Below are 23,495 nucleotides of genomic sequence, written 5' to 3'. Positions count from 1 at the left end.
GAGCCTTTCCAGTGGCGAGGGGGTGGGACGGTGGTCAGAATTCGTTGTCGATCAGCGCGAAGATCTCCTCGTCGGACGCCGAACCGATCTTCGCCACCACTTCGGTCGCGGTGACCGGGCCGGGCGCGAGCCTGGTCAGGCCGGTCTGGAGGATGGCGACGAGCTTGTTCCTGACCGCGTCCGCCTCACCGTTGAGGGTGCCGAGCGCGGCCTCGACCCGCTCCAGCGCGCCGCGCAGCGTCTCCTCGGGCGAGGGCGCGGCGGGGGCCAGGTTCCTGAACAGGTAGCCGGTCAGCGCGGTGACGGTCGGGTGGTCGAAGACGAGCGTCGCGGGCAGCCGCAGGCCGGTCTCCGCGTTGAGCCGGTTGCGGAGTTCGACGGCGGTCAGGGAGTCGAAGCCCAGCTCGTTGAAGGCCCGGTCCACGTCGATCCCGGCGGCGCTGCCGTGCGCGAGCACGGCGGCGACGTGGGCGCGGACGAGGTCGGTGAGCAGCCGCCTGGCCTCGGCCTCGGGCACTCCGGCCAGACGTCCCCGCAGGTCGCCGCCGACGGGCGCGAGCGAGGCGCCGCCCGATGCGGCCTGCCGGCGCGGGGCGCGGACCAGGCCGAGCAACATCGGCGGCAGGTCGCCCAGTTCGGCGCGGGCGTGCAGCCCGCCGGCGTCCCAGCCGGTGGCGATGACCAGCGGTTCGGCGCTGCCGAGGGCGGCGTCGAACAGGTCCAGGCCGGCGTCGGCGGTGAGCGGGGCGACGCCGGAGCGGGCCATCCTGGCCACGTCGCCGTGGGTGAGAGCGCCGGTCATGCCGCTGCCGGCGTCCCACAGGCCCCAGGCGATCGACACGCCCGGCAGGCCGGCCTCGCGGCGGTGCGCGGCCAGGGCGTCCAGGAACACGTTCGCGGCGGCGTAGTTGCACTGCCCGGCGTTGCCGAGCGTCCCGGCGAGTGAGGAGAACAACACGAAGGCCGACAGGGGCAGGTCGCGGGTGAGCTCGTGCAGGTGCCAGGCCGCGTCGGCCTTGGGCGCGAACACGGTGCCGAGGCGGTCGCCGTTCATGTGCTCGACGGTCGCGTCGTCCAGGACGCCGGCGGTGTGCACGACGCCGGTCAGCGGCCGGTCGGGCGGGACGAGGGCGAGCGCGGCGGCCAGCGTGTCCCGGTCGGCGACGTCGCCCGCGACGACCGTGACCCGCGCGCCGAGCGCGCCCAGGTCGCCGGCCAGCTCGCCCGCGCCGGGCGCGTCCAGGCCGCGCCGGGAGACGAGCAGCAGATCCTGCACGCCGTGCCGCTCCACCAGCCGCCGGGCGACCAGGCTGCCGAGGCCGCCGGTGCCGCCCGTGACCAGCACCGTGCCGTCACCGAACCCACCTGCGGGTCCGGCGGTCCTGCGGGCCAGCCGGGGGGCCAGCAGCACGCCGTCCACGGCCATGAGCTGCGTCTCCCCCGCCGCGACCGCGCCGGCCACGGCGGACCAGTCGGCGAAGCCCTCCTCGGCCTCCAGGAGCACGAACCGGCCGGGATGCTCCGACATCGCGCTGCGGACCAGCCCGCGCACCGCCGCGCCGACCAGATCCCCCGGCCGGATCACGAACACCAGGCGGGAGCCGGAGAACCGCTCGTCGCCCGCCCACATCCGGACCAGGTCGAGCGCCCGGCCGGACTCCTCCCTCAGCGCGACCGGCAACTCGCTCGACGGGTCGGCGCCGACGGTGGTGACGACGAACCCCGGCACGTCCGCGGGGAGCGGACCGGCGCCGAGGAAGACGAACCCGCTCTCGTCTCCGGCCGGTGCGGCGGGTTTCACCCAGTCCATACCGTGGAGGACGGGCCCCCGCGCGACGGACGTGCGCGCCGGCGCGGTCCGCACCCGCAGGTTGTCGATGGAGAACACCGGCCGGCCGGACGCGTCCGCCGCCTCGACCGTCGCGTCGTCCCCCGACGGGACCAGCCGGACCCGCAGCAGGGTCGCCCCCGACGCGTGCAGGCCGACGCCCCGGAACGCGAACGGCAGGCGCGGCCCGCCGGGCCCGGCGGCCAGCACCATCGGCTGGAAGGCCGCGTCCAGCACGGCGGGGTGGATGCCGAAGCCGGTCACCTCCACGTCCGCGTCCACGGCGATCTCCGCGAACAGTTCGGCGCCCCGGGTCCACATGGCGCGGACGCCCTGGAAGGCCGGGCCGTACTCGTAGCCGAGGTCGGCCAGCCGCTCGTAGCCGCCCTCGATCGGGAACGGCTCGGCGTCGGCGGGCGGCCAGGAGGTCGCCCAGGGCAGGTCCGCCGCGGCGGACGAGCCGGTGACGAGGAACCCGGTCACGTGCCGCGTCCAGGTCACGCCGGTGCGGGAGAAGACCCCGACGGAGCGGCGGCCGCCGGCGTCGGGCGAGCCGACGATGACCTGGATGGGGACGGCGTCTCCCTCGGACAGGAAGAGCGGCACCTCGATGACCAGTTCCTCCAGGTGGTCGCAGCCCGCGAGCGCGCCGCCCTCAAGGGCCAGCTCGACGAAGGCCGCGCCCGGCAGCAACACGCCGCCGTCCACGGCGTGGTCGGCCAGCCAGGGCGCGGTCGCCGCGCTCAGCTCCCCGGTGAGCAGGAATCCGTCGTCGGCCGCCGGCACCACGGCGGTGAGCAGGGGGTGGCCGGAGGCGTCGATCCCGGCGGGCGCGATCCCGGCCGGCCCGGCGGCGCCCAGCCAGTAGCGGCGGCGCTCGAAGGCGTACGTCGGCAGGTCCACGTTGCGGTCGGGCCCGGGGGTGACGGCCGCGGTCCAGTCGACCTCCGCGCCGAGGACGTACGCGTCGGCCAGCGCGGTCAGGAAGCGACGCCAGTCGCCCGCCCCCCGGCGCAGGGTCGCGGCGACGCCCGCCGTGATCCCGGCCGACTCGCAGATCTCCCGCAGGTCGTGGCCGAGGACCGGATGCGGGCTGGCCTCGATGAACAGCGGCGTGCCCGCGCCCGCGAAGGCGGTCACCGCCGACTCGATCAGGACCGGGTTGCGCAGGCTCTCGTACCAGTAGGCGGTGGTCAGCTCGGCCGTGTCGATGAACTCGCCCCGGTGGGCGGAGCTGAACACGATGTCGGTCGCGCGGGGCTCGACGCCGTCCAGGGTGGCCAGCAGCTCCTCGCGGAGCACTTCGACGTGCGGGGTGTGGGAGGCGTAGTCGACCACGATCCGGCGGATCTGGACGCCGCCGCCGTGGGCGGCGGTGAACGCGTCCAGCGCGTCCGCGTCGCCGGCGACGACGCAGCCGGCGGGGCTGCTGTGCACCGCGATCCAGATCCGGTCCCGCCACGGCTCCAGCAGGTCGCGCAGTTGCCCGGCGGGGAGCGACACGGCGAGCATGCCGCCGGTGCCGCTCAGCTTGAGCAGGGCCCGGCTGCGCAGCGCGACGATCTTCGCGGCGTCCTCCAGGGAGAGCGCGCCCGCCACGCAGGCGGCGGCGATCTCGCCCTGGGAGTGGCCGACCACGGCCGAGGGTTCGACGCCGAGCGAGCGCCACAACGCGGCCAGGGAGACCATCACCGCGAACAGGACCGGCTGGATGACGTCGGTGCCCGAAAGCGGCGGCGCTCCCTCGTCGGCGCGGAGCACACCGGTGACCGACCAGCCCGTGTGCACACGCAGGGCCTTCTCGCAGCGCTGCATCTGCGCGCGGAACGCCTCGTTGGAGTCGAGCAGGTCGACCGCCATGCCGGCCCACTGGGAGCCCTGACCGGGGAAGACGAAGACCGGCCGCGGGTCGGCGGGGGCGACGCCGGTCACGGCGGCGGGGTGCTGCGCGCCTTCGGCGAGGGCGGTCAGCGCGGCGACCAGTTCCGCGCGGTCCGCGGCGACGACGACGGCGCGGTGGGCGAAGCCGGAGCGGCGGGCCAGGAGCCGGCCGGCGGCGAACAGGTCGGCCTCGGGGGCGCCGCCGGCGAACACGCTCAGCCGGGAGGCCTGGCCGCGCAGGGAGGCGGCGGACTTCGCGCAGAGGACCCAGACGAGGGGACCGACGGCCGGCGCCTCGGTCCCGGCCTCGGTCTCGGTCTCGGTCTCGGCGGCGGGCGCCTCCTCCAGGATGAGGTGCGCGTTCGTGCCGCTGATGCCGAAACTCGACACGGCGGTCCGCACCACCCGGCCGGCGGGGAGCGGGACCGGCTCGGTGAGCAGCCGCACCCCTCCCGACGACCAGTCCACGTGCGGCGTCGGTTCGGCCACGTGCAGGGTCGCCGGCAGGGTCCGGTGCTCCATCGCCTTGATCATCTTGATCACGCCGGCCACCCCGGCGGCGGCCTGGGTGTGCCCGATGTTCGACTTCACCGAGCCGAGCCAGAGCGGCCGGTCGGCTCCTCGTTTGCGTCCGTAGGTGGCGAGCAGGGCCTGGGCCTCGATCGGATCGCCGAGCCGGGTGCCGGTGCCGTGCGCCTCGACGGCGTCGACGTCGCGGGTGTCGAGCCGCGCGTCGGCCAGCGCCTGCCGCACGACCCGCTCCTGGGCGGGGCCGTTGGGCGCGGTCATGCCGTTGCTGGCGCCGTCCTGGTTGACGGCCGAGCCGCGCACCACCGCGAGGATCTTCCGTTTGTTGCGCCGCGCGTCCGACAGGCGCTCCAGCAGCAGGATGCCGACGCCCTCGGCCCAGGCCGCGCCGTCGGCGGTCGAGCTGAAGGACTTGCAGCGGCCGTCGGCGGAGATGGCCCGCTGCCGGGAGAACTCGATGAACGGCTCCGCCGAGGCCATCACGGTGGCGCCCCCGGCGAGCGCGAGCTCGCACTCACCCCGCCGCAGCGCCTGCACCGCCAGGTGGATCGCCACCAGCGAGGAGGAGCAGGCGGTGTCCACCGAGATCGACGGGCCCTCCAGCCCGAAGGTGTACGACACCCGCCCCGACAACACACTCGACGCGCTTGAGGTGAACAGCGTCCCCTCGACCGTGGCCGGGACCGTGCCGATGAAGCGGCCGGCGTAGTGCTCGTACATGTTGCCGACGTAGACCCCGGTCAGGCTGCCGCGCAGCGTGGCCGGGTCGATGCCGGCCCGCTCGAACGCCTCCCAGGACGACTCCAGCACGAGCCGGTGCTGCGGGTCGGTGGCCAGCGCGGTACGCGGGCTCATCCCGAAGAACGCGGCGTCGAAGTCGCCCGCGTCGTACACGAAACCGCCGTGGCGGGTGTACGACTTGCCCACCGCCTCCGGGTCCGGGTCGTACAGGTCGGTGGCCCAGCCCCGGTCGGTGGGGAACTCGCCGATCGCGTCCACGCCGCCGGCCACCAGCTCCCACAGTTCTTCCGGGCTGGTCACCCCGCCGGGGTAGCGGCAGGCCATGCCGACGACCGCGATGGGCTCGTGCCGGCGTTCCTCCAGCTCCGCGAGGTGCTCGCGGGTGTCCTCCAGCTCGATGATCGCGCGCTTGAGGTAGTCGCGAAGTCTGTCCTCAGTGGTCACGGGTCACCCCTCGTTGTCGATGAGCGCGAAGATCTCCTCGTCGGAGGCCGAGTCGATCCGGCCGGCCACGTCGTCCACGTCGTCTGCGTCGCGTGCGGCATCGGCGGCGGTGAAACGGTTGAGACCGTTCTGCAGGATCGCGACGACCTTGTTCCTGATCGCGTCTCCGGCCGCCGCCGTGATCATCGATTCGACGTGTTCCAGCGCGCCGCGCAGGATCTCCACGGGCGAGTGGGTGGCCGGCGCGAGGCTCTTGAACAGGTAGTCGGTCAGCGCGTTCACGGTCGGGTGGTCGAAGACCAGCGTGGCCGGGAGCAGCAGGCCGGTCTCGGCGTTGAGCCGGTTGCGGAGTTCGACCGCGGTGAGCGAGTCGAAGCCGAGTTCGCTGAAGGCCCGGTCGACGCCGACGCTGGCGGCGTTCCCGTGCGCCAGGACGGCCGCGACGTGGTGGCGGACGGTGTCGGTGAGCAGGCGCAGCGCGTCGGGCTCGGACAGACCGGCCAGCCGTTCCCCGAGCCCGCCGGACGCGCCCGGTCCCGCCGCCGGTCCTCCGGCGGCGACCCGGCGCGGGAGGCGGACCAGGCCGTGCGCGATCGGGGGCAGGTCTCCCGCCTCGGCCCTGGCCCGCAGCCCGGCGGTGTCCCATCTGGCCGCCACGACGAGCGGTTCCGGGCTGCCGAGTGCCGCGTCCAGGAGGTCGAGGCCCTGTTCGACGGTGAGCGGGGCGATGCCGGCGCGGGCCAGCCGGGCCGTGTCGGCCTCGGTCAGCGTGCCGGACATGCCCGATTCGGTCTCCCAGAGCCCCCACGCGATCGACACGCCGGGCAGGCCCGCCTCGCGGCGGTGCGCGGCCAGCGCGTCCAGGAACACGTTCGCGCCGGCGTAGTTGCCCTGCCCCGGGTTGCCGAGCACGCCGGCCAGCGAGGAGAAGAGCACGAAGGCCGACAGCGGCAGGTCGCGGGTGAGCTCGTGCAGGTACCAGGCGGCGTCGGCCTTGGGCGCGAACACGGTGCCGAGGCGGGCGGGGGTGAGTCCCTCGACGGTGGCGTCGTCGAGCACACCGGCCGTGTGCACGACCGCGGTGAGCCGCCGGTCGGGCGGGACGAGCGCGAGCGCGGCGGCCAGCGCGTCCGGGTCGGACACGTCGCACGCGGCGACCACCACCCGGGCGCCGTAACCGCCCAGGTGCGAGACGAGCAGCCCCGCGCCGGGCGCGTCCAGGCCGCGCCGGGAGACGAGCAGCAGATCCCGCACGCCGTGCCGCTCCACCAGCCGCCGGGCGACCAGGCTGCCGAGGCCGCCGGTGCCGCCCGTGACCAGCACCGTGCCGTCGCCGAACCCACCTGCGGGTCCGGCGGTCCTGCGGGCCAGCCGGGGGGCCAGCAGCACGCCGTCGCGGGCCACGAGCTGCGTCTCCCCCGCCTCCACCGCCGCGGCGACCGAACCCCAGTCGGTGAAGTCGGGCCCCGCGTCCAGCAGGACGAACCTGCCGGGGTGCTCGGACTGCGCCGACCGCACCAGGCCCGGCACGGCGGCGCCGGCCAGATCGCCGGGGCGGGTGCGGAACACCAGGCGGGAACCGGCGAAACGGTCGCCCGACACCCAGGTCTGGATCAGGTCGAGCGCCTGACCGGACAGTTCGCGCAGGGCCGCGGGCACATCCCGGCCATCGGCGGTCAGGGTGGCCACCACGAACTCGGGCACGGGTTCCAGCGACGGGAGGTGGGCCGGGTCCGGGAACGCGAACCCGGAACCGTTTCCGGCCGGCACGCTCACCTCCACCCAGTCCACCCCGTGCGGCACCGGGCCGGTCGAGGCGGCCAGCGCGGACGCCGGGACCGGCCGGGCCCGGAGGGAGTCCATCGAGAACACCGGCCGCCCCAGGCCGTCGGCCGCCTGGACGGCGCACCCGTCGGCGTCGATGGAGGTGAGCCGGACCCGCAGGCGACGGGCCCCGGCGGCGAGCAACCGCACGCCGCGGAACTCGAACGGGAGGCGGAGTTCACCGGCGGCGGCGGTGTCGGCCAGCAGCAGGGGGTGGAACATCGCGTCCAGGAGCGCGGGGTGGACGCCGTAACCCGCGACCTCCTGGTCGTCGTCGAGGGCGACCTCGGCGAGCAGGTCCTCGCCCTGCCGCCAGAGGGCGCGGACGGCCTGGAAGGCGGGGCCGTACTCGTAGCCGAGGTCGGCCAGCCGCTCGTAGCCGCCGTCGACGGGGAGGGGAACGGCGTCGGCGGGAGGCCATTCGGCGGCCCAGGCGGCGGCCGTCACCGGCGCGGGCGCCGCGCCGACGAGGCCGGAGACGTGCCGGGTCCAGACGGCCTCCGGCTCGCCGGCGGGCCGGGAGTAGACCCGGATCGGGCGGGGGCCGTCGGCGTGCTGGAGCACGACCTGCACGTCGACCGCGCCGCGGGAGGGCAGCACCAGCGGGGCCTCGAACATGATCTCTTCGATCTCGTCGCAGCCGATCCGGCCGCCCACGTCCAGCACCAGGTCCACCAGCGCGGCGCCGGGCAGCACGGCCGAGCCGAGCATCACGTGCTCGCCCAGCCAGGGCGCGGACGAGACGGCGAGCCGGCCGGTGAGGATCGTGGTGCCGTCGTCGGCGAGGTCGACGGCCGCGCCCAGCAGGGGATGCCCGGCATCGCGCAGTCCGGCCGAGGTCACGTCGCCGGCGCGGAGGAGCGAGCTGAGCCAGAACCGCTCGCGGTCGAAGGCGTAGGTGGGCAGCTCTACGTGCGCGCCGCCACCGGACAGCGCCGCCCAGTCGACCGGGACGCCGGCGACGGCCACCCGCGCGAGGCAGTCGACGAGCGAGTCGGGCTCGGGACGCTGCCGGCGGTGCAGTGAGGCGATCACCGTGCCGGGGCCGGTGACGCAGTCGTGCGCCATCCCGGCCAGCACCGCCTCGGGCCCGACCTCCAGGAAGGCGCGGACGCCCTCCGCCTCCAGCCGGGCGATCATCGGCTGGAACAGGACCGCGTGCCGGATCTGGTCCAGCCAGTACGACGGCTGCGTCCAGGTGGCGTCGCCGCCCAGGTTGGTGGCGGCCGGGAACTGCGGTTCGGTGAACAGGACGGTGCGGAGCTCGGCCTCGAACGCGGCCAGCATGGGCTCCATCAGCGCGGAGTGGAACGCGTGGCTGACCGGCAGCCTGCGGGTGCGGCGGCCGAGTTCGCGCCAGCGCGCCCCCACCGCGAGCGTCGCCTCCTCGGGGCCCGACACGACGACGGAGGCGGGCCCGTTGACGGCCGCGAGGCCGACCTGGCCGGTCAGCCCGGGCCGCACCTCATCGACGCTCGCCTCGATGGCGACCATCGCGCCGGGCACGTCCAGCGCCTGCATGAGCCGCCCCCTGGCGGCGATCAGCCGGGCCGCGTCGGCGAGCGACCAGACGCCGGACACGTGCGCGGCGGCGAACTCGCCGACGGAGTGGCCGGCCACGAAGTCGGGGGTCACGCCGAGCGATTCGAGCAGCCGGTAGGCGGCCACCTCGTAGGCGAACAGCGCGGGCTGGGTGTAGCGGGTCTTGTTCAGCAGCGCCGCGTCCGGCGTGCCGGGGTCGGCCCACATGACCTGGCGGAGCGGCCGGTCCAGGTAGCGGTCCAGGGCGGCGCAGACCTCGTCGAGCGCGGCGGCGAAGACGGGTGAGGCGGCGGCCAGTTCACGGCCCATGCCGGCCCGCTGGCCGCCCTGCCCGGTGAACAGGAACGCCAGCCGGGGGCGGTCCGGCGCGGTGCCGGTGATCCACTCGTTCTGGAGGTGCCCGCCGAGGCGGGCCAGCAGGGCTTCCCGGTCGTGGCCGACGACGACGGCGCGGTGTTCGAACCTGGCCCGCCGGGTCGCGAGGGCGTGCGCGACGTCGGCGGGGGTCATCGCCGGGTCGTCGCTGACCAGTCTGTGCAGCCGGGCGGCCTGTTCGCGCAGCGACGTGGCGGTGCGGGCGCTGAGCGGCCACGCGTGCGGGGCGCCGGCGACCGCGGGAGCCTGGATCGGCGGCTCCGGCTGCTCGGGGGCCTCTTCGATGATGACGTGCGCGTTCGTGCCGCCGATGCCGAACGAGGAGACGCCGGCCCGGCGCGGGTGGCCTTCGCGGAACCAGCGGCGCGCGCTGGTCAGCAGCCGGATTCCGTCCGTCTGACCTTCCTGGCCCGCCAGGTCCGGCTGGTCCTCCACGTGCAGCGTGCGGGGCAGTACGCCGTGCCGCATGGCCAGCACCATCTTGATCATGCCGGCCACCCCGGCGGCGGCCTGGGAGTGGCCGATGTTCGACTTCACCGAGCCCAGCCAGAGCGGGCCGTCCTTGGCGCGGCCCTGCCCGTACGTGGCGAGCAGCGCGCCCGCCTCGATCGGGTCGCCGAGCCGGGTGCCGGTGCCGTGCGCCTCGACGGCGTCGATGTCGCGGGTGTCCAGCCGGGAGTCGGCGAGCGCCTGCTCGACGACCTTCTCCTGGGCGGGGCCGTTCGGGGCGGTGAGCCCGTTGCTGGCGCCGTCCTGGTTGACGGCCGAGCCGCGGATGAGGGCCAGCACGCGGCGGCCGTTGCGGCGCGCGTCCGACAACCGCTCCAGCAGCAGGATGCCGGCGCCCTCGCCCCAGGCCACGCCGTCCGCGTCGGCGGAGAACGACTTGCACCGCCCGTCGGGCGCCAGCGCGCGCTGGCGGGAGAACTCGACGAAGGAGTCGGGGGTGGCCATCACGGTGACGCCGCCCGCGAGAGCCATCGTGCACTCGCCGCGCCGCAGCGCCTGCACCGCCAGGTGGATCGCGACCAGCGAGGAGGAGCAGGCCGTGTCCACCGAGATGGACGGGCCCTCCAGCCCGAAGGTGTAGGACACCCGCCCCGGCAGCACGCTCGGCGCGCTCGACACCAGCAGCGTGCCCTCGACCCCCTCCGGGACCGCGCCGTCGGTGAACCGCGAGGAGTAGTCGCTGTACATGTTGCCGACGTAGACCCCGGTCAGGCTGCCGCGCAGCGTGGCCGGGTCGATGCCGGCCCGTTCGAAGGCCTCCCAGGAGGTCTCCAGCACGAGCCGGTGCTGCGGGTCGGTGGCCAGCGCGGTACGCGGGCTCATCCCGAAGAACGCGTGGTCGAAGTCGCCCGCGTCGTAGAGGAAACCGCCGTGCCGGGAGTACGTCTTGCCCATCGCCTCCGGGTCGGGGTCGTAGAGACCCTCGACGTCCCAGCCCCGGTCGGCGGGCATCTCCCCGATGGCGTCGCCGCCCGCGGCGACCAGGTCCCACAACTCCTCCGGGCTGGTGACCCCGCCCGGATAACGGCAGGCCATGCCGACGATCGCGATGGGTTCGTGCCGGCGGTCGTCGCTGTCGCTGAGCCGTTGCCGGGTCTCCGCCAACTCGACGATCGCGCGCTTGAGATATTCGCGCAGTTTGTCCTCAGTCGCCATGTTCGGACCTTTCCGGTGAGGACCTCAGGGGTGACGCCTTGGCCCGGTCGTCGAGCAGCGCGAAGATCTCCTCGTCCGAGGCGGAGCTGAGCCGCTCCGCCGCGTCCGCGGTGCCGCTCGGCCGCCCTCGGAGCCGGGTGGTCGTCGTGGCGGCCCCGAAGGTTTCCAGGCCGCTCTGCAGGATCGCGACGAGCTTGTCGCGGATGGAGTCCCCGTCGCCGTTGGCGGCGGCGACCATGACCGCGACCTGTTCCAGCGCGGCGCGCAGCGTGTCTTCGGCGGAGGGCGCGGCGGGCGCCAGGGTGTGGAACAGGTGGTCGGCGAGGGCCTCGACGGTGGGATGGTCGAAGATCAGCGTCGGCGAGAGCCGCAGCCCGGTGTCGGCGGTGAGCCGGTTGCGCAACTCGACCGCGGTGAGGGAGTCGAAGCCGAGTTCGCTGAAGGCCCGGTCGACGCCGATGCTGCTCGCGGCGCCGTGCGCCAGAACGGCGGCGACGTGCGCGCGGACGACGTCGATCAGGCGGGTCCTGGCGTCGTCCGGGGCGAGGTGGGCCAGGCTCTCGGCCAGGCCGCCCCGTCCGGTCGCCTGCTCGGCGCCCTTCACCGCGGTCCGGTTCGGAGCGCGGACCAGGCCGCGCAGCGGCGGGGGCAGTTCGCCGGCCGCCGCCCTCGCGCGAAGCCCGGCGCGGTCCCAGGTCGCGGCCACCAGGAGCGGGTCCTGCGCGGTCAGCGCCGCGTCGAAGAGCTCCAGACCCTGCTCGGCGCTCATCGGGGCGATGCCGGCGCGGGCCAGGCGGGCGGTGTCGGCCTCGGACAGCGTGCCGGACATTCCCGATTCGGTGTCCCAGAGGCCCCAGGCGACGGAGACCGCCGGCAGGTTCATGGCGTGGCGGTGCACGGAGAGCGAGTCCAGGAAGGCGTTCGCGGCGGCGTAGTTGCCCTGGCCGGGGTTGCCGAGCACGCCCGCCACCGAGGAGAACGTCAGGAAGGTGGTCGCCTCGGGGATGAGTTCGTGCAGGTGCCAGGCGGCGTCGGCCTTCGGCGCGAACACGCTGTCCAGGCGTCCGGCCGACATGCCCTCGACGGTGACGTCGTCCAGGACGGCGGCGGCGTGGACGACGGCGGTGACCCGGTGGCCGGCGAGGAGTGCCGCCAGCCGGGTCCGGTCGGACACGTCGCAGGCGGCGATGGTGACGCGCGTGCCCTTGGCCGCCAGCTCGGCGCGCAGCTCGGCCGCGCCGGGCGCGTCGGGGCCGCGCCGGGAGACCAGCAGCAGGTCCGGTACGCCGTGCCGCTCGACCAGCCGCCGCGCGACCAGCTTGCCCAGCCCGCCGGTGCCGCCGGTGATGAGCACGGTGCCCGTGCCCAGCCCCTCGGTGCTCCCCGCGACGCTCCGGCGGGCCAGGCGGGGAACCAGGACCGCGTCGTCGCCCGTCACGAGCTGCGTCTCGCCCGCCGCCACGGCGGCCGCGGCCGTACCCCAGGCGGTGAACCCCTCCTCCACGTCGAACAGGACGAATCGCCCCGGATGCTCCGACTGCGCGGAGCGCACCAGCCCCCAGAGCGCGCCGCCCGCCGGCGAACTGCGCGCCCCCCGGGTGACGAACACCAGCCGCGACCCGGAGAACCGGTCGTCGCCCACCCAGGCCTGGATGAGGTTGAGCGCCTGGTTCATGGCGTCGTGCGCGCCGTAGGGAAGGTCGTCGTCGTCCGCCGGGATCGGCGCCAGCACGGTGGCGGGCACGTCGCCGACGGACATCTCCGCGACGGACACCAGGTCGTAGCTCCGTGGCGCGACCACCCCGGCCTCGTCCAGCGCCGCGCCGATCTCGTCGGCGAACTCGTCCAGCCCGACGACGGCCCAGCGCTGGTCGCCCAGGTCGGCGGCGGGCGTCTCCACCGCGACCCAGTCGACGCCGTACGTCTCCGCGGCGGGCCGCGTCGCGCCCCGGGGCACCCTGCGCAGGTGCAGGGCGTCCGCCTCGGCGATCTTGACTCCGCTTCCGTCGTAGATCGTCAGAGAGTCGCCCGACAGGTGCGCCCGGAGGGAGTCCGCGCCCTGGGCGGACACCCGTACCCCGGTCCAGGAGAAGGGCAGCAGCAGCGTGCCGGGGTCGCGCGCCTCGTCGGCGGCCTCCAGCACCAGGAGGTGGAGGGCCGCGTCGAGCAGCGCCGGGTGGAGGGTGAACCCCTCCCCGCGCAGCGGCTCGGGCAGCGCGACCTCCACATAGGTGTCCGCGCCGGACCGCCAGGCGGCGCGCAGGCCCTGGAAGGCGGGGCCGTACTGGTAGCCGTGCTCGGCCAGCCGCTGGTAGGCGTCGGCGACGTCCACGGGCGTGCCGGGCGACCAAGTGGACGGCACGGCCGACTCCGGGGCCGACACCGCGAGCGTGCCGGACGCGTGCCGGGTCCACGGGTTCTCGGAGTCTCCGGTCGGGCGGGCGTGGACCGTGAACCCGCGCCGCCCCCGCTCGTCGGCGCGGGCGACCGCGACCTGGACCTCGACCGACCACGCGCCCCGCAGCGGCAGGGGCGCCTCGATCGTCAGCTCCTCGACCTCCTCGCAGTCCGCGGCGGCCGCGGCGGCCAGCGCGAACTCCAGGAACGCCGTGCCCGGCAGGATCGCCTCGCCGTCGACGGCGTGGTCGCCCAGCCAGGGCGCGCCGCCGCGCGTCAACCGTCCGCTGAGCAGGAACCCTTCCTCGCCGGCCAGCGCCACGACCGAGCCGAGCAGGGGATGCCCCGAGGCGCCCATCCCCGCCGGAGCGTCGCCGCCGAGCCAGTGGCGGCTGCGCTCGAACGGATAGGTGGGCAGGTCGACGTGGTGGCCCGGCCCGCCGTCGAGCGCGGCGGCCCAGTCGATCTCCGCGCCCAGCGTGTACGCGTGCGCGACGGCCGTCCGGAACCGCGCCAGACCGCCCTGATCACGCCGGAGTGTGCCGGTGGCCCCGCCCGGCCGGTCCGCCGCCGCCAGGGTGTCCTGGACGTGCCCGGTCAGCGTCGGATGCGGGCTGGCCTCGATGAAGATCGGGTTGCCCTCGAACGCCTCGACGGCCTGCTGGAAACGGACCGGCGTGCGGAGGCTGGTGAACCAGTAGTCGGCGGTGAGCTCGGCGGGATCGATGAACGCGCCGTCGCGGGCCGAGCAGAACGCGATCTCGGTCGGGCGCGGCGTGACGTCGCCGAGCGTGGCCAGCAGTTCCTCGCGCAGCGCCGCGATGTGCGGGGTGTGCGCGGCGTAGTCGATCGCGACCGGCCGGGTCCGCACGGCGTCGCCGCACTCCGCCGCGTACTCCGCCAGCGCGTCCAGGTCACCGGCGACGACCGTGCTGGCCGGGCCGCTGTACACGGCGGGCCACAACCGGCCCTCCCAGCGCGCCAGATCGATCCGGTCGGCCGGCAACGGCACGGCGAGCATCCCGCCGGTGCCGCCCAGCTTCATCAGCGCCTTGCTGCGCAGCGCCACGACCTTCGCCGCGTCCTCCAGCGACAGCGCCCCCGCGACGTACGCCGCGGTGATCTCCCCCTGCGAATGCCCGACCACGGCCGTGGGGTCCACCCCCACCGAGCGCCACAAGCCGGCCAGCGAGGCCATCACCGCGAACAACACCGGCTGGATGACGTCGGAGCCGGCCAGCTCCGGCGCGCCCTCGGCCGCCCGCAGGACGTCCGCCACCGACCAGCCGACATACGGCTTGAGCGCGTCGTCGCACCGGGCCAGGTGCTCCCGGAACACGACGCTGGACTCCAGCAGCTCGACGGCCATCCCGGCCCACTGCGACCCCTGCCCGGGGAACACGAACACCGGCCGCGCCGCGCCCGACACCACACCCGACACCACGGCCGCGTGCGGCGTGCCGGCGGCGACGGCCGCCAGTCCTCCGAGGAGGTCGGCCCGGTCCTTCGCCACCACGACGGCGCGGTGCGCGAAGGCCGCCCGCCGCGCCAGCAGCGGCCCGGCCGCGGCCAGATCCTCATCGGCGGCGCCCCCGGCGAACGCGCCGAGGCGCACCGCGTGATCCCGGAGCGCGCCGTCGGTCTTCGCCGACAACACCCAGACCAGCGGGGAGGTCGCGGAACTCGTGGACGTCGGAGCGACCGGCTCGCGTTCCAGGATGACGTGGGCGTTGGTGCCGCTGATGCCGAAACTGGAGACGGCCGCCCGGAGCGGGCGGTCGCCCGGCAGCTCGACCTGTTCGGTGAGGAGGCGGACCCGGCCCGCCGACCAGTCGACCTGAGCGGTGGGCTCGTCGGCGTGGAGGGTGCGCGGGAGCGTGCGGTGCTCCAGGGATTTGATCATCTTGATCAGGCCGCCGACCCCGGCCGCGGCCTGGGTGTGCCCGACGTTGGACTTCAGGGAGCCGAGCCAGATCGGCCGTTCCGGATCGCGGCCCGCGCCGTAGGCGGCGATGATCGACTCGGCTTCGATCGGGTCGCCGAGGCGGGTTCCCGTGCCGTGCGCCTCCACCACCTCCACGTCGGCGGCCGACAGGCGGGCGTCCGCGAGCGCCTGGCGGATGACGTCCCGCTGGGCCTGGCCGCTGGGCGCGGTGAGGCCGTTGCTCGCGCCGTCCTGGTTGATCGCGCCGCCCCGCAGGACGGCCAGGATCGGGTGGCCGTGCCGGACCGCGTCCGACTGCCGTTCGAGCAGGAGCATGCCCACGCCCTCGCCCCAGCCGGTGCCGTCGGCGTGGGCGGAGAACGCCTTGCAGCGGCCGTCGGCGGCGAGGCCGCCCTGCCGGCTGAACTCGACGAACAGCCCGGGGTTGGACATCACGGTCGCGCCCCCGGCCAGCGCCAGCGAGCACTCGCCCCGCCGCAGCGCCTGCATGGCCAGCACGATCGCGACCAGCGACGAGGAGCACGCCGTGTCGACCGTGATCGCCGGGCCGCGCAGGCCCAGGGTGAAGGCGATCCGGCCGGAGGCGACGCTGAGGGCGGTGCCGGTCAGCAGATGGCCGTCGGCGACGCCGGTGGGCCGGTGCAGGCGCGGCCCGTAGTCGGAGGACATCGCGCCGACGAAGACGCCGGTGGGGGTGCCGTCGAGTGTGGCCGGATCCAGGCCGCCCCGTTCGACGGTCTCCCAGGAGACCTCCATCAGCAGCCGCTGCTGGGGGTCCATGGCGACCGCTTCGCGCGGGCTGATCCCGAAGAATCCGGCGTCGAACAGGTCCGCGCCGGCGAGGAAGCCGCCGTGGCGGGTGTCACTGATGCCCGAGAGCGCGTCGAGGTCCCAGCCGCGATCCTCGGGGAACTCGCCGACGGCGTCGGCCCCGTCGCGCACGAGCCGCCACAGCTCCTCGGGCGTCGTCACGCCGCCGGGGTAGCGGCAGCCCATCGCGACCACCACGATCGGGTCGCCGTCGGGCCCGGCCGGCTCGACCGGCTCGACCGGCTCGGTTGGGGCGGCGGCGACCGTACCGCCGCTGGTCAGCGTGTACAGGTGGTCGGCCAGCCGGTCCGGCGTCGGGTGATCGAACAGGAGCCCGGTGGGCAGCCGCGTCCCGGTCGCGGTGCGCAGCCTGGCCCGCAGGTCCTCCGCGGCGGCCGAGTCGAAACCGAGGTCCTTGAACGTCCGGTGCGGCTCCACACCCGTGCCGTCCTGGTGCCCGAGGACGACCGCGGCGGTGGTGAGGACCAGTTCGCGGATCTCGCGCCGCGAAAGCCCGGCCGGCACGTCGGCCGTTTCCGGGTCCGCCGCCACGACCACCGCGGACGTGGGACGGGACGCCGTCGCGGCCGGGCCGAACCGACGGCGCTGGAACGGGTAGGTCGGCAGGTCGATCAGCCGCGCCCCGGCGTCGCGCCGGGCCGCCCAGCCGACGGGCGCCCCCCACGTGTACGCCTCGGCCAGCGACCGCGTGAACCGGCCGGGCCCGCCCTCGCCGCGCCGCAGCGACCCGACGACCGCGACGTCCAGCTCCGCCGCCTCGGCCGTCTCCGCGACGCCCGCGCCGAGCACCGGGTGGGGGCTGCACTCGACGAACAGGGCGGCGCCCAGGTCGAGCGCCGACCGGGTGGCCTGCGCGAACCGGACCGGCTGCCGCAGGTTGCGGTACCAGTAGTCGGCGTCGAGGCCGGAGGTGTCCATCGGCTCGCCGGTGAGGGTGGAGACGAACCGGATCGTGGAGCGCACCGGCCGGATCGGTTCCAGCTCGGCCACGACCTCGTCACGGATGCTCTCGACCTCGGGCGAATGGGACGCGTAGTCGACCGGCAGCAGCTTGACCCGGTGCCCGTCGGCGGCGAGCCGCTCGCCCAGTTCGGCGAGGACCGCGCGCGGCCCGGACACGACCGCCGAGCGCGGGCCGTTGAACGCGGCCACGCCCACCTGCGGCGCGAGCGGGCGTACGGCCGCCTCGACGACGTCGAGCGGCGCGGCGACCGACATCATGGCGCCGCGGCCGGCGATCCCGGCGATGGCCCGGCTGCGGAGCGCCACGACCCGCGCCGCGTCCGGGAGGCTCAGCGCCCCCGCGACGGTGGCCGCGGCGATCTCGCCCTGGGAGTGCCCGACGACCAGGTCGGGTTCGACGCCGTTGGCCCGCCACAACCCGGCGAGCGACACCATGACGGCCCACAGCGCCGGCTGCACCACGTCGACCCGGTCCAGGCCGGGCGCGTCCGGGGCGCCGCGCAGGACACCGAGGACGGAGTAGTCGACGAACGGCGCGAGCGCGGCGTCACAGGACGCGACGAGCGCGGCGAACTCCGGCGACCCGTCGAGCAGTTCCGCGGCCATCCCCGCCCACTGCGACCCCTGCCCGGGGAAGACGAACGCCCGCAGGCCGGAGACGACCGATCCGCTCACCACCGACTCGTCGGGCCGCCCACCGGCGAACGCGTCGAGCGCCTCCCTGCGGCGCTCGCCCAGGACGACCGCCCGATGCTCGAAGTGTGCCCGGGTCCTGACCAGCGAGAGCGCCACGTCTGCGGCGCCGATCGCCGTCTCGCCGTCGATCCGGTCGCGGAGTCCCGCGGCCTGCGCCCGGAGCGCCTCGGCCGACCGCGCGGAGATCACCCAGGGCAGCCCCCCACCCATGACCCCGGCGTTCGACCCGGCGTTCGACCCGGCGTCCGGGGACCCGGCGCCCGGCGGGGCCTCCGCCAGGACCAGATGGCAGTTGGTGCCGCCCATGCCGAACGAGCTGACCCCGGCGATCAGCCGATCGCCGGGGGCGGGCCACCCGCGGGAGGACCGGACGACCTCAAGGGCCAGGTCGGCGAGTGGGATGTCCGGGTTCGGGCTGTCGAAGTGGAGGCTGGGCGGGAGCTCGCGGTTCTTGAGGCTGAGCACGACCTTGAGCAGGCCGGCGATGCCCGCCGCGCCTTCGAGATGGCCGATGTTCGTCTTGACCGAACCGACCAGCAGCGGATCCCCCGGGGGGCGGGATCCGGCGTGGGCGGCGCCGAGGGCGGCGGCCTCGATCGGGTCGCCCACTTTCGTGCCGGTGCCGTGCAGCTCGACGTACTGGACCTCGGCGGGGGCGACCCCGGCGGAGCGGCGGGCCAGCGTGATGACCTCCTGCTGGGCGCGGGCGCTCGGCACGGTCAGGCCGTCGCCGCCGCCGTCGTTGTTGACGGCCCCGCCGAGAATCACGCAGTGCACCGCGTCGCCGTCGGCGAGCGCCGCCGCGAGCGGCTTGAGCACGACGAGCGCGCCGCCCTCGCCGCGGACGTAACCGTTCGCGCGGCCGTCGAAGGTGTGGCAGCGCCCGTCGGGGGACAACGCGCCGAAGTTGCCGATGGCGGCGGTCGTCTGGGCGAGCAGGTTCAGGTTGACGCCGCCGGCCAGGGCCAGGCCGGTCTCGCCCCGGCGCAGGCTCTCGCACGCCAGCTCCACCGCCACCAGCGACGACGACTGCCCGGTGTCCAGCGTGAGGCTCGGGCCGCGCAGCCCCAGGAAGTACGAGACGCGATTGGCGATCATGGCGCGGTTGGCGCCGACGTAGGTGTGCCGCCCGGGTTCGCCGAGCAGGGCGGCGTGGTCGTTGGAGATCGCGCCGACGAACACCCCGGCCGCGGTGTCCCGCAGGGCGGTGGGGGCGACCCGGGCGTTCTCCAGCGCCTCCCAGGCGAGTTCCAGGACCAGCCGCTGCTGCGGGTCCATGGCGGCGGCCTCGTTCGGGGAGATCCCGAAGAAGGCGGCGTCGAAACGGTCCACGTCGCCGACGAACCCGCCCCGGCCGTGGCCCGTCGCGCCGGCGTCCGGCCACCGGCCGGCGGGGACCTCGGTCACCGCGTCCACGCCGTCCCGGAGGAGGCGCCAGAAACGATCGGGGGTATCCGCCCGGGGAAGCCGGCAGGAAAGGCCCACCACAGCGACCGGCTCGACCGACGAATCGCGCCGGGCGTCCGACTGAATCGAGTCCTGAACCATGAATGCGCCACCTCAAGCCTAATATCCATACGGCGAAAATGATGGACACTAGCGTTATTCAAATGGTCACCACTGGAAGTCACTGCGACCCTACGGGCGGCTCCCCGCACCGGGCCACGACCGCGTGCTGGCACCTTGTTGCCAGTAGCTAGCTGTCATCGCCGCCCCGGGGAAACGCCTTGACATGACCGCGCGCGCGAGCTCTGATGCTGGTACGACGCGCTATTATTGGCCGAAATCGAATAGACGCCCTGCACAGAATTAATCTCTTGGGAGAACTCTTTGGGAGAAGAGGCGCCCATCCGGTCCGCGCTGGTCTGGGCCGCCTCGGCCGGGATCTGGCCGGTCGCCGGCGGCGTGCTGTTCCTGCTCCGGGGGCTCGATCCGCTCGTGTCCGCCGTCTGGGCGGCCGGTCTGGTGGCCTGTGTGCTCCTGGTCGTGGCGCGGCGGACCGAGCCGGAGCCGCTGTCGGCGTTGTGGTGGGGTTCCGCGGTCACCCTGGCCGGGGGCGCGGCCGCACTCGCCATCGGCGGCGACGTCACGCTGTTCCTGGCGGCGCAGGCGCTGCCGGTCGTCGTGTTGTCCGCCGCGGTGCTCCGGCCGCTGGCCCGCCGTACCGGCTGGGTGCGGCCCGGGGCGGTCAGGGTGCGGCTGACGTGGACCGTCGCGGGCTCCTACGCCGGCCTGATCGTGTTCAGCCTGATGCAGGATCTGCGGGGGTTGCCGTTGATCCATCCCGATGTGGCGAGCCTGGTCACGCTGGGGACCATGTTCGAGATCGCCGTCGCCGTCGCCATCTTCGTGTTGTGGCACGGACGGCAGTCCGTCCCGAACCGCTAGGAGAACCGATGCCCGCCGACGCCCCCCTCAGCCACGGTCAACTCTTCAGCTGGCGTGAGATCGAGCGATATCCGGACGACTGGATGCAGGACGCGAACCTCCCCATCGTCTGCGACCTGCGGGGGTTGCCGATGGCCCGGGTCGAGCACGCGCTGCGTGTGCTGATGGACCGGCACGAGCCGCTGCGCACCACCTATCACATCGTGGACGGGCAGCCGGTGCAGCGTGTGCACGAGTCGGCCGAACTGCCGATCGAGCGGGTGGACCGGGTGGTCCGCGACTGGGAGGACCCGGAGGACACCAAGGACGAACTCTGCGCGGTGCCGTTCGCGATGGAGGGCGGCCTGTGCTGGCGCGGGCGCATGATCACCACCAACGGGTCGGCGGTGTTCCTGGCGCTGTCCTTCTCGCACCTGATCATGGATGTCTGGTCGATCAACCACCTGACCGACCAGTTCAGCGCCCTGATCGCCGACCCGGGCGCGGTCGCCGAACTCGGGCCGACACCGAGCGAGCTGGCCCGCGAGCAGCGCACCGAGCGGTGGCGGGAACGGCAGGAGGCGTCGGAACGGTACTGGCGGCGCACCCTCGGCGACGTCCTGGCCGACCCGCTGCCGACGCTGCCGGCCAAGGCGAAGCGCGACCGCCTTGAGGCCACCCTGCACTCGCACCGCCTCGGCGGGCTGGCCTCGCTGGCCGCCAGACGGCTCGGCGTCACCGCGCCCGCGCTGGTGATGGCGCTGGTCACCGCGGGGCTGGCCCGGCACACCGACACCGACAAGGTGACGATGAGCCTGATGGCCTCCAACCGGTTCTCGCCGGAACACCACCATGTGATCGGCACGATGAACCAGCTCATCCCGGTCGTCGCGACGGTCGACCCGGGAGCGCCGCTGGGCGAGCACGTCAAGCGCCTCCACTGGGCCGGGGCGAGGGCCTACCGCTACTCCTCCTACGACTTCGACCGGATCGCCGCGCTCGCCGCGGAGGTCGCCGCGCAGCGCGGCGACGAATTGACGCACGACTGCTGGGTGAACCAGTTGTTCCGCTGCTGGTTCAACTACGTGCAGCTCGACCGCCGGCCGTCCGACGCCACCGCCGATACCCCGGCCGAGATGTCGTGGACGCCGCTGGCGCAGCAGTACGGCCAGCCGTTCCGGGTCAGGGTGACGGTGTCCAACGGCCGGACCAGCATCTTCATGCTCGCCGACCCGGCGATCATGCCGGCCGGGAGCATGGCCGGCATGCTGCGCACGATCGCGCTCGGCGTCCAGGTGGCCGCGACGGCCCCGGAGACCAGCCTCAAGGACCTGTGGGACATCGGCCACGAGGCCCTGGCGCCGTCGCTGTTCCCGGCGACCGTGCCCATGCCGGAGTGAGCGGTGCCGGGCGCGGCCCGGCACCCCTTCCGTCTCACACGTTCCGTCTCACACGAGTATTTCGACCGGCGCCGGATGGCTGAGGAACGCGGTGGGGCTCGCCGTGAGGCCGTACGCGCCGGCCTGGAACACCACGATCAGGTCGCCGATCTCGGCTCTCGGCAGTTCCACCCGGTCGCCGAGCAGGTCGAGCGGGGTGCACAGGCGGCCGACCACGGTGACCGGCGCGTCCGCGGGCCGGCCCATACGGTCGGCCACGGCCATCGGATAGTTGCGCCGGATCACCTGCCCGAGGTTCCCCGAGGCCGCGAGCTGGTGGTGCATCCCACCATCGACGACCACGAAGGTCGTCCCGCGGGATTCCTTCCGGTCCACGACCCGCGTGACGTACACGCCGGCCTCGCCGACCAGATAGCGCCCGAGTTCGATGACGACGCGGGCGTCCGGCAGCAGCGGAGTGACGCGCTCGCGCATGAGCCGCGCCAGGTTGTCGCCGATCGGCTCCAGGTCGAGGGGCTGATCCCGGCGCGAGTACGGGATGCCGAACCCGCCGCCGAGATTGAGGTAGCGGATGGGCGGCGACACGTCGGCGAGCCCGAGGACCAGGTCGACGGTGCGCCGCTGCGCCTCGCAGATGTGGTCGGCGCGCAGGTTCTGCGAACCGGCGAAGACGTGGAAGCCCTGGAAGTCGACGTCGTCGCCCAGCCGGGCGAGCACCTCGGGCACCCGTTCCGCGTCGATCCCGAACTGCTGCGGCCCGCCACCCAGGCGCATCCCGGAGCCTCGCACCGTGAAGTCGGGATTGACCCGGATCGCGATCCGGGCGCGAACCCCGAGGGTGGCGCCGATCGCGCGCACCCTGGCCAGTTCGGTCTCCGATTCCAGTTCCACCGTCACGCCGGCCGCGACCGCCTGGGTCAGTTCCCCGACGGTCTTGCCCGGCCCGGCGAAACCGATCCGCCCGGCGGGCACCGGCGTGTCGAGCGCATGCCGCAACTCTCCCGCCGAGGCCACGTCGAAGCCGTCGACCAGCCCGCTCAGATGCTGGAGCAGGGCGGGCATCGGGTTGGCCTTGACCGCGTAGCTCAGCTCGACTCCGGCGGGCAGGGCGGCGCGGAGGGAGGCGACCCTGCGGGTGACGAGGTCGCGGTCGTAGGCGAAGAACGGCGTGCTCCCGGCTCGGGCGGCGAGCCTCCCGACGGGGATTCCGCCGACGGTCAGCCGCCCGTCCCGGTGACCTTCCCAGTGACCTTCCCAGGTCATCGCATCGCCCGGCGGCGGAGTTCGGCGCGGTCGAACTTGCCGTTTCCCGAGCGGGGCAACGCGTCGGCGAGGATGAACCGGCGCGGCACCATGTACCGGGGCAGGTCGTGTTCCATCGCCCGGCGCAGCTCGTCGAGGGTCGTGGTGGCGGCGGCGAGCACGGCGTGCAGCGTCACCCGCTCGCCCAGGTCCTCGTCCGGCACGCCGACCGCGACGGCCTCGGTGACCAGGCCGGTGGCGTAGGCCGCCTCCTCCACCTCGGTCGGGCTCAGCCGGTAACCGGAGGTCTTGATCATGTCGTCGGTGCGTCCGACGAAGTAGATGAAGCCGTCCTCGTCCCGGTAGGCGACGTCGCCCGACCAGACGGCGATCTCGTCGGCGCCGGGCGGGAACGGCCGGAACCGCGCCGCGGTGCGGACCGGGTCGTTCCAGTAGCCGAGTGACACCAGCGGTCCCCTGTGCACGATCTCCCCCTCCTCGCCGGGGTCGCAGATCGAACCGTCCGGCCGTACGACGAGGACCTCCGCGCGGGGGATCGCCTTGCCGATCGATCCGGGCCGGCGGTCGATCTCCGCCGGGTCCAGGTAGGTGGATCGGAAGGCTTCGGTCAGGCCGTACATCAGGAAGGGGGTGGCCTGGGGAAAGGTCTCGCGCAGCCAGGCCAGGGTGGTCTTGGGCAGGCGGCCGCCCGTGTTCGCGAAGTAGCGCAGGTTCCGGGTCGCCTCGGCCGGCCATCGCTGGGTGGCGAGCTGGGTCCACAGCGGCGGCACGCAGGTCAGCGCGGTCACCCGGTGCCGGGCGCAGA

7 protein-coding genes are annotated in these 23,495 nt (G+C 74.5%); 2 read left to right on the top strand and 5 right to left on the bottom strand.

The genetic code is table 11. From position 1 onward, the window contains the following. Positions 1 to 34: 34 nt before the first annotated feature. The 3 genes from AW273_RS23940 to AW273_RS23930 are packed head-to-tail and all read right to left on the bottom strand — an operon-like array spanning position 35 to position 19,208. Positions 35 to 5,422, bottom strand: a complete 5,388-nt coding sequence (locus AW273_RS23940) for a type I polyketide synthase (protein WP_062352166.1) — start codon at positions 5,420 to 5,422, stop codon at positions 35 to 37. A gap of 3 nt (positions 5,423 to 5,425) precedes the next feature. Further along, complete coding sequence (locus AW273_RS23935; RefSeq protein ID WP_062352163.1) at positions 5,426 to 10,828, bottom strand: type I polyketide synthase; 5,403 nt, start codon at positions 10,826 to 10,828, stop codon at positions 5,426 to 5,428. Further along, positions 10,818 to 19,208, bottom strand: coding sequence for a type I polyketide synthase (locus tag AW273_RS23930; protein WP_083949991.1), 8,391 nt, complete (start codon positions 19,206 to 19,208; stop codon positions 10,818 to 10,820). The genes AW273_RS23935 and AW273_RS23930 overlap by 11 nt, the downstream gene beginning before the upstream one ends. A gap of 282 nt (positions 19,209 to 19,490) precedes the next feature. Here AW273_RS23930 and AW273_RS38055 point away from each other — a divergent pair, with 282 nt between their 5' ends. Both AW273_RS38055 and AW273_RS23920 read left to right on the top strand, forming a co-directional pair. Continuing rightward, positions 19,491 to 20,048: a hypothetical protein gene (locus tag AW273_RS38055; protein WP_062352158.1), complete on the top strand. Its 558-nt coding sequence runs from the start codon at positions 19,491 to 19,493 to the stop codon at positions 20,046 to 20,048. An 8-nt stretch (positions 20,049 to 20,056) separates the two neighbouring features. Beyond that, positions 20,057 to 21,427 carry a condensation domain-containing protein gene (locus AW273_RS23920; protein WP_062352155.1) on the top strand — a complete coding sequence of 457 codons (1,371 nt, stop codon included), beginning with the start codon at positions 20,057 to 20,059 and terminating at the stop codon, positions 21,425 to 21,427. A gap of 48 nt (positions 21,428 to 21,475) precedes the next feature. On the opposite strand, the gene AW273_RS23915 is transcribed toward AW273_RS23920, so the two are convergent. Next, on the bottom strand, positions 21,476 to 22,690 hold the full coding sequence (locus AW273_RS23915) for a pyridoxal-dependent decarboxylase, exosortase A system-associated (RefSeq protein ID WP_062352153.1): 1,215 nt from the start codon (positions 22,688 to 22,690) through the stop codon (positions 21,476 to 21,478). Further along, a partial coding sequence (locus tag AW273_RS23910; RefSeq protein ID WP_157556083.1) for an AMP-binding protein occupies positions 22,687 to 23,495 on the bottom strand: 809 nt, incomplete at its 5' end. The genes AW273_RS23910 and AW273_RS23915, both read right to left, overlap by 4 nt.

The organism is Herbidospora yilanensis, assembly GCF_001570565.1.
Lineage (GTDB): Bacteria > Actinomycetota > Actinomycetes > Streptosporangiales > Streptosporangiaceae > Herbidospora > Herbidospora yilanensis.
The sequence above is the reverse complement of the archived record's forward strand: the minus strand, read 5'-3'. Positions and strand labels throughout refer to the sequence as shown.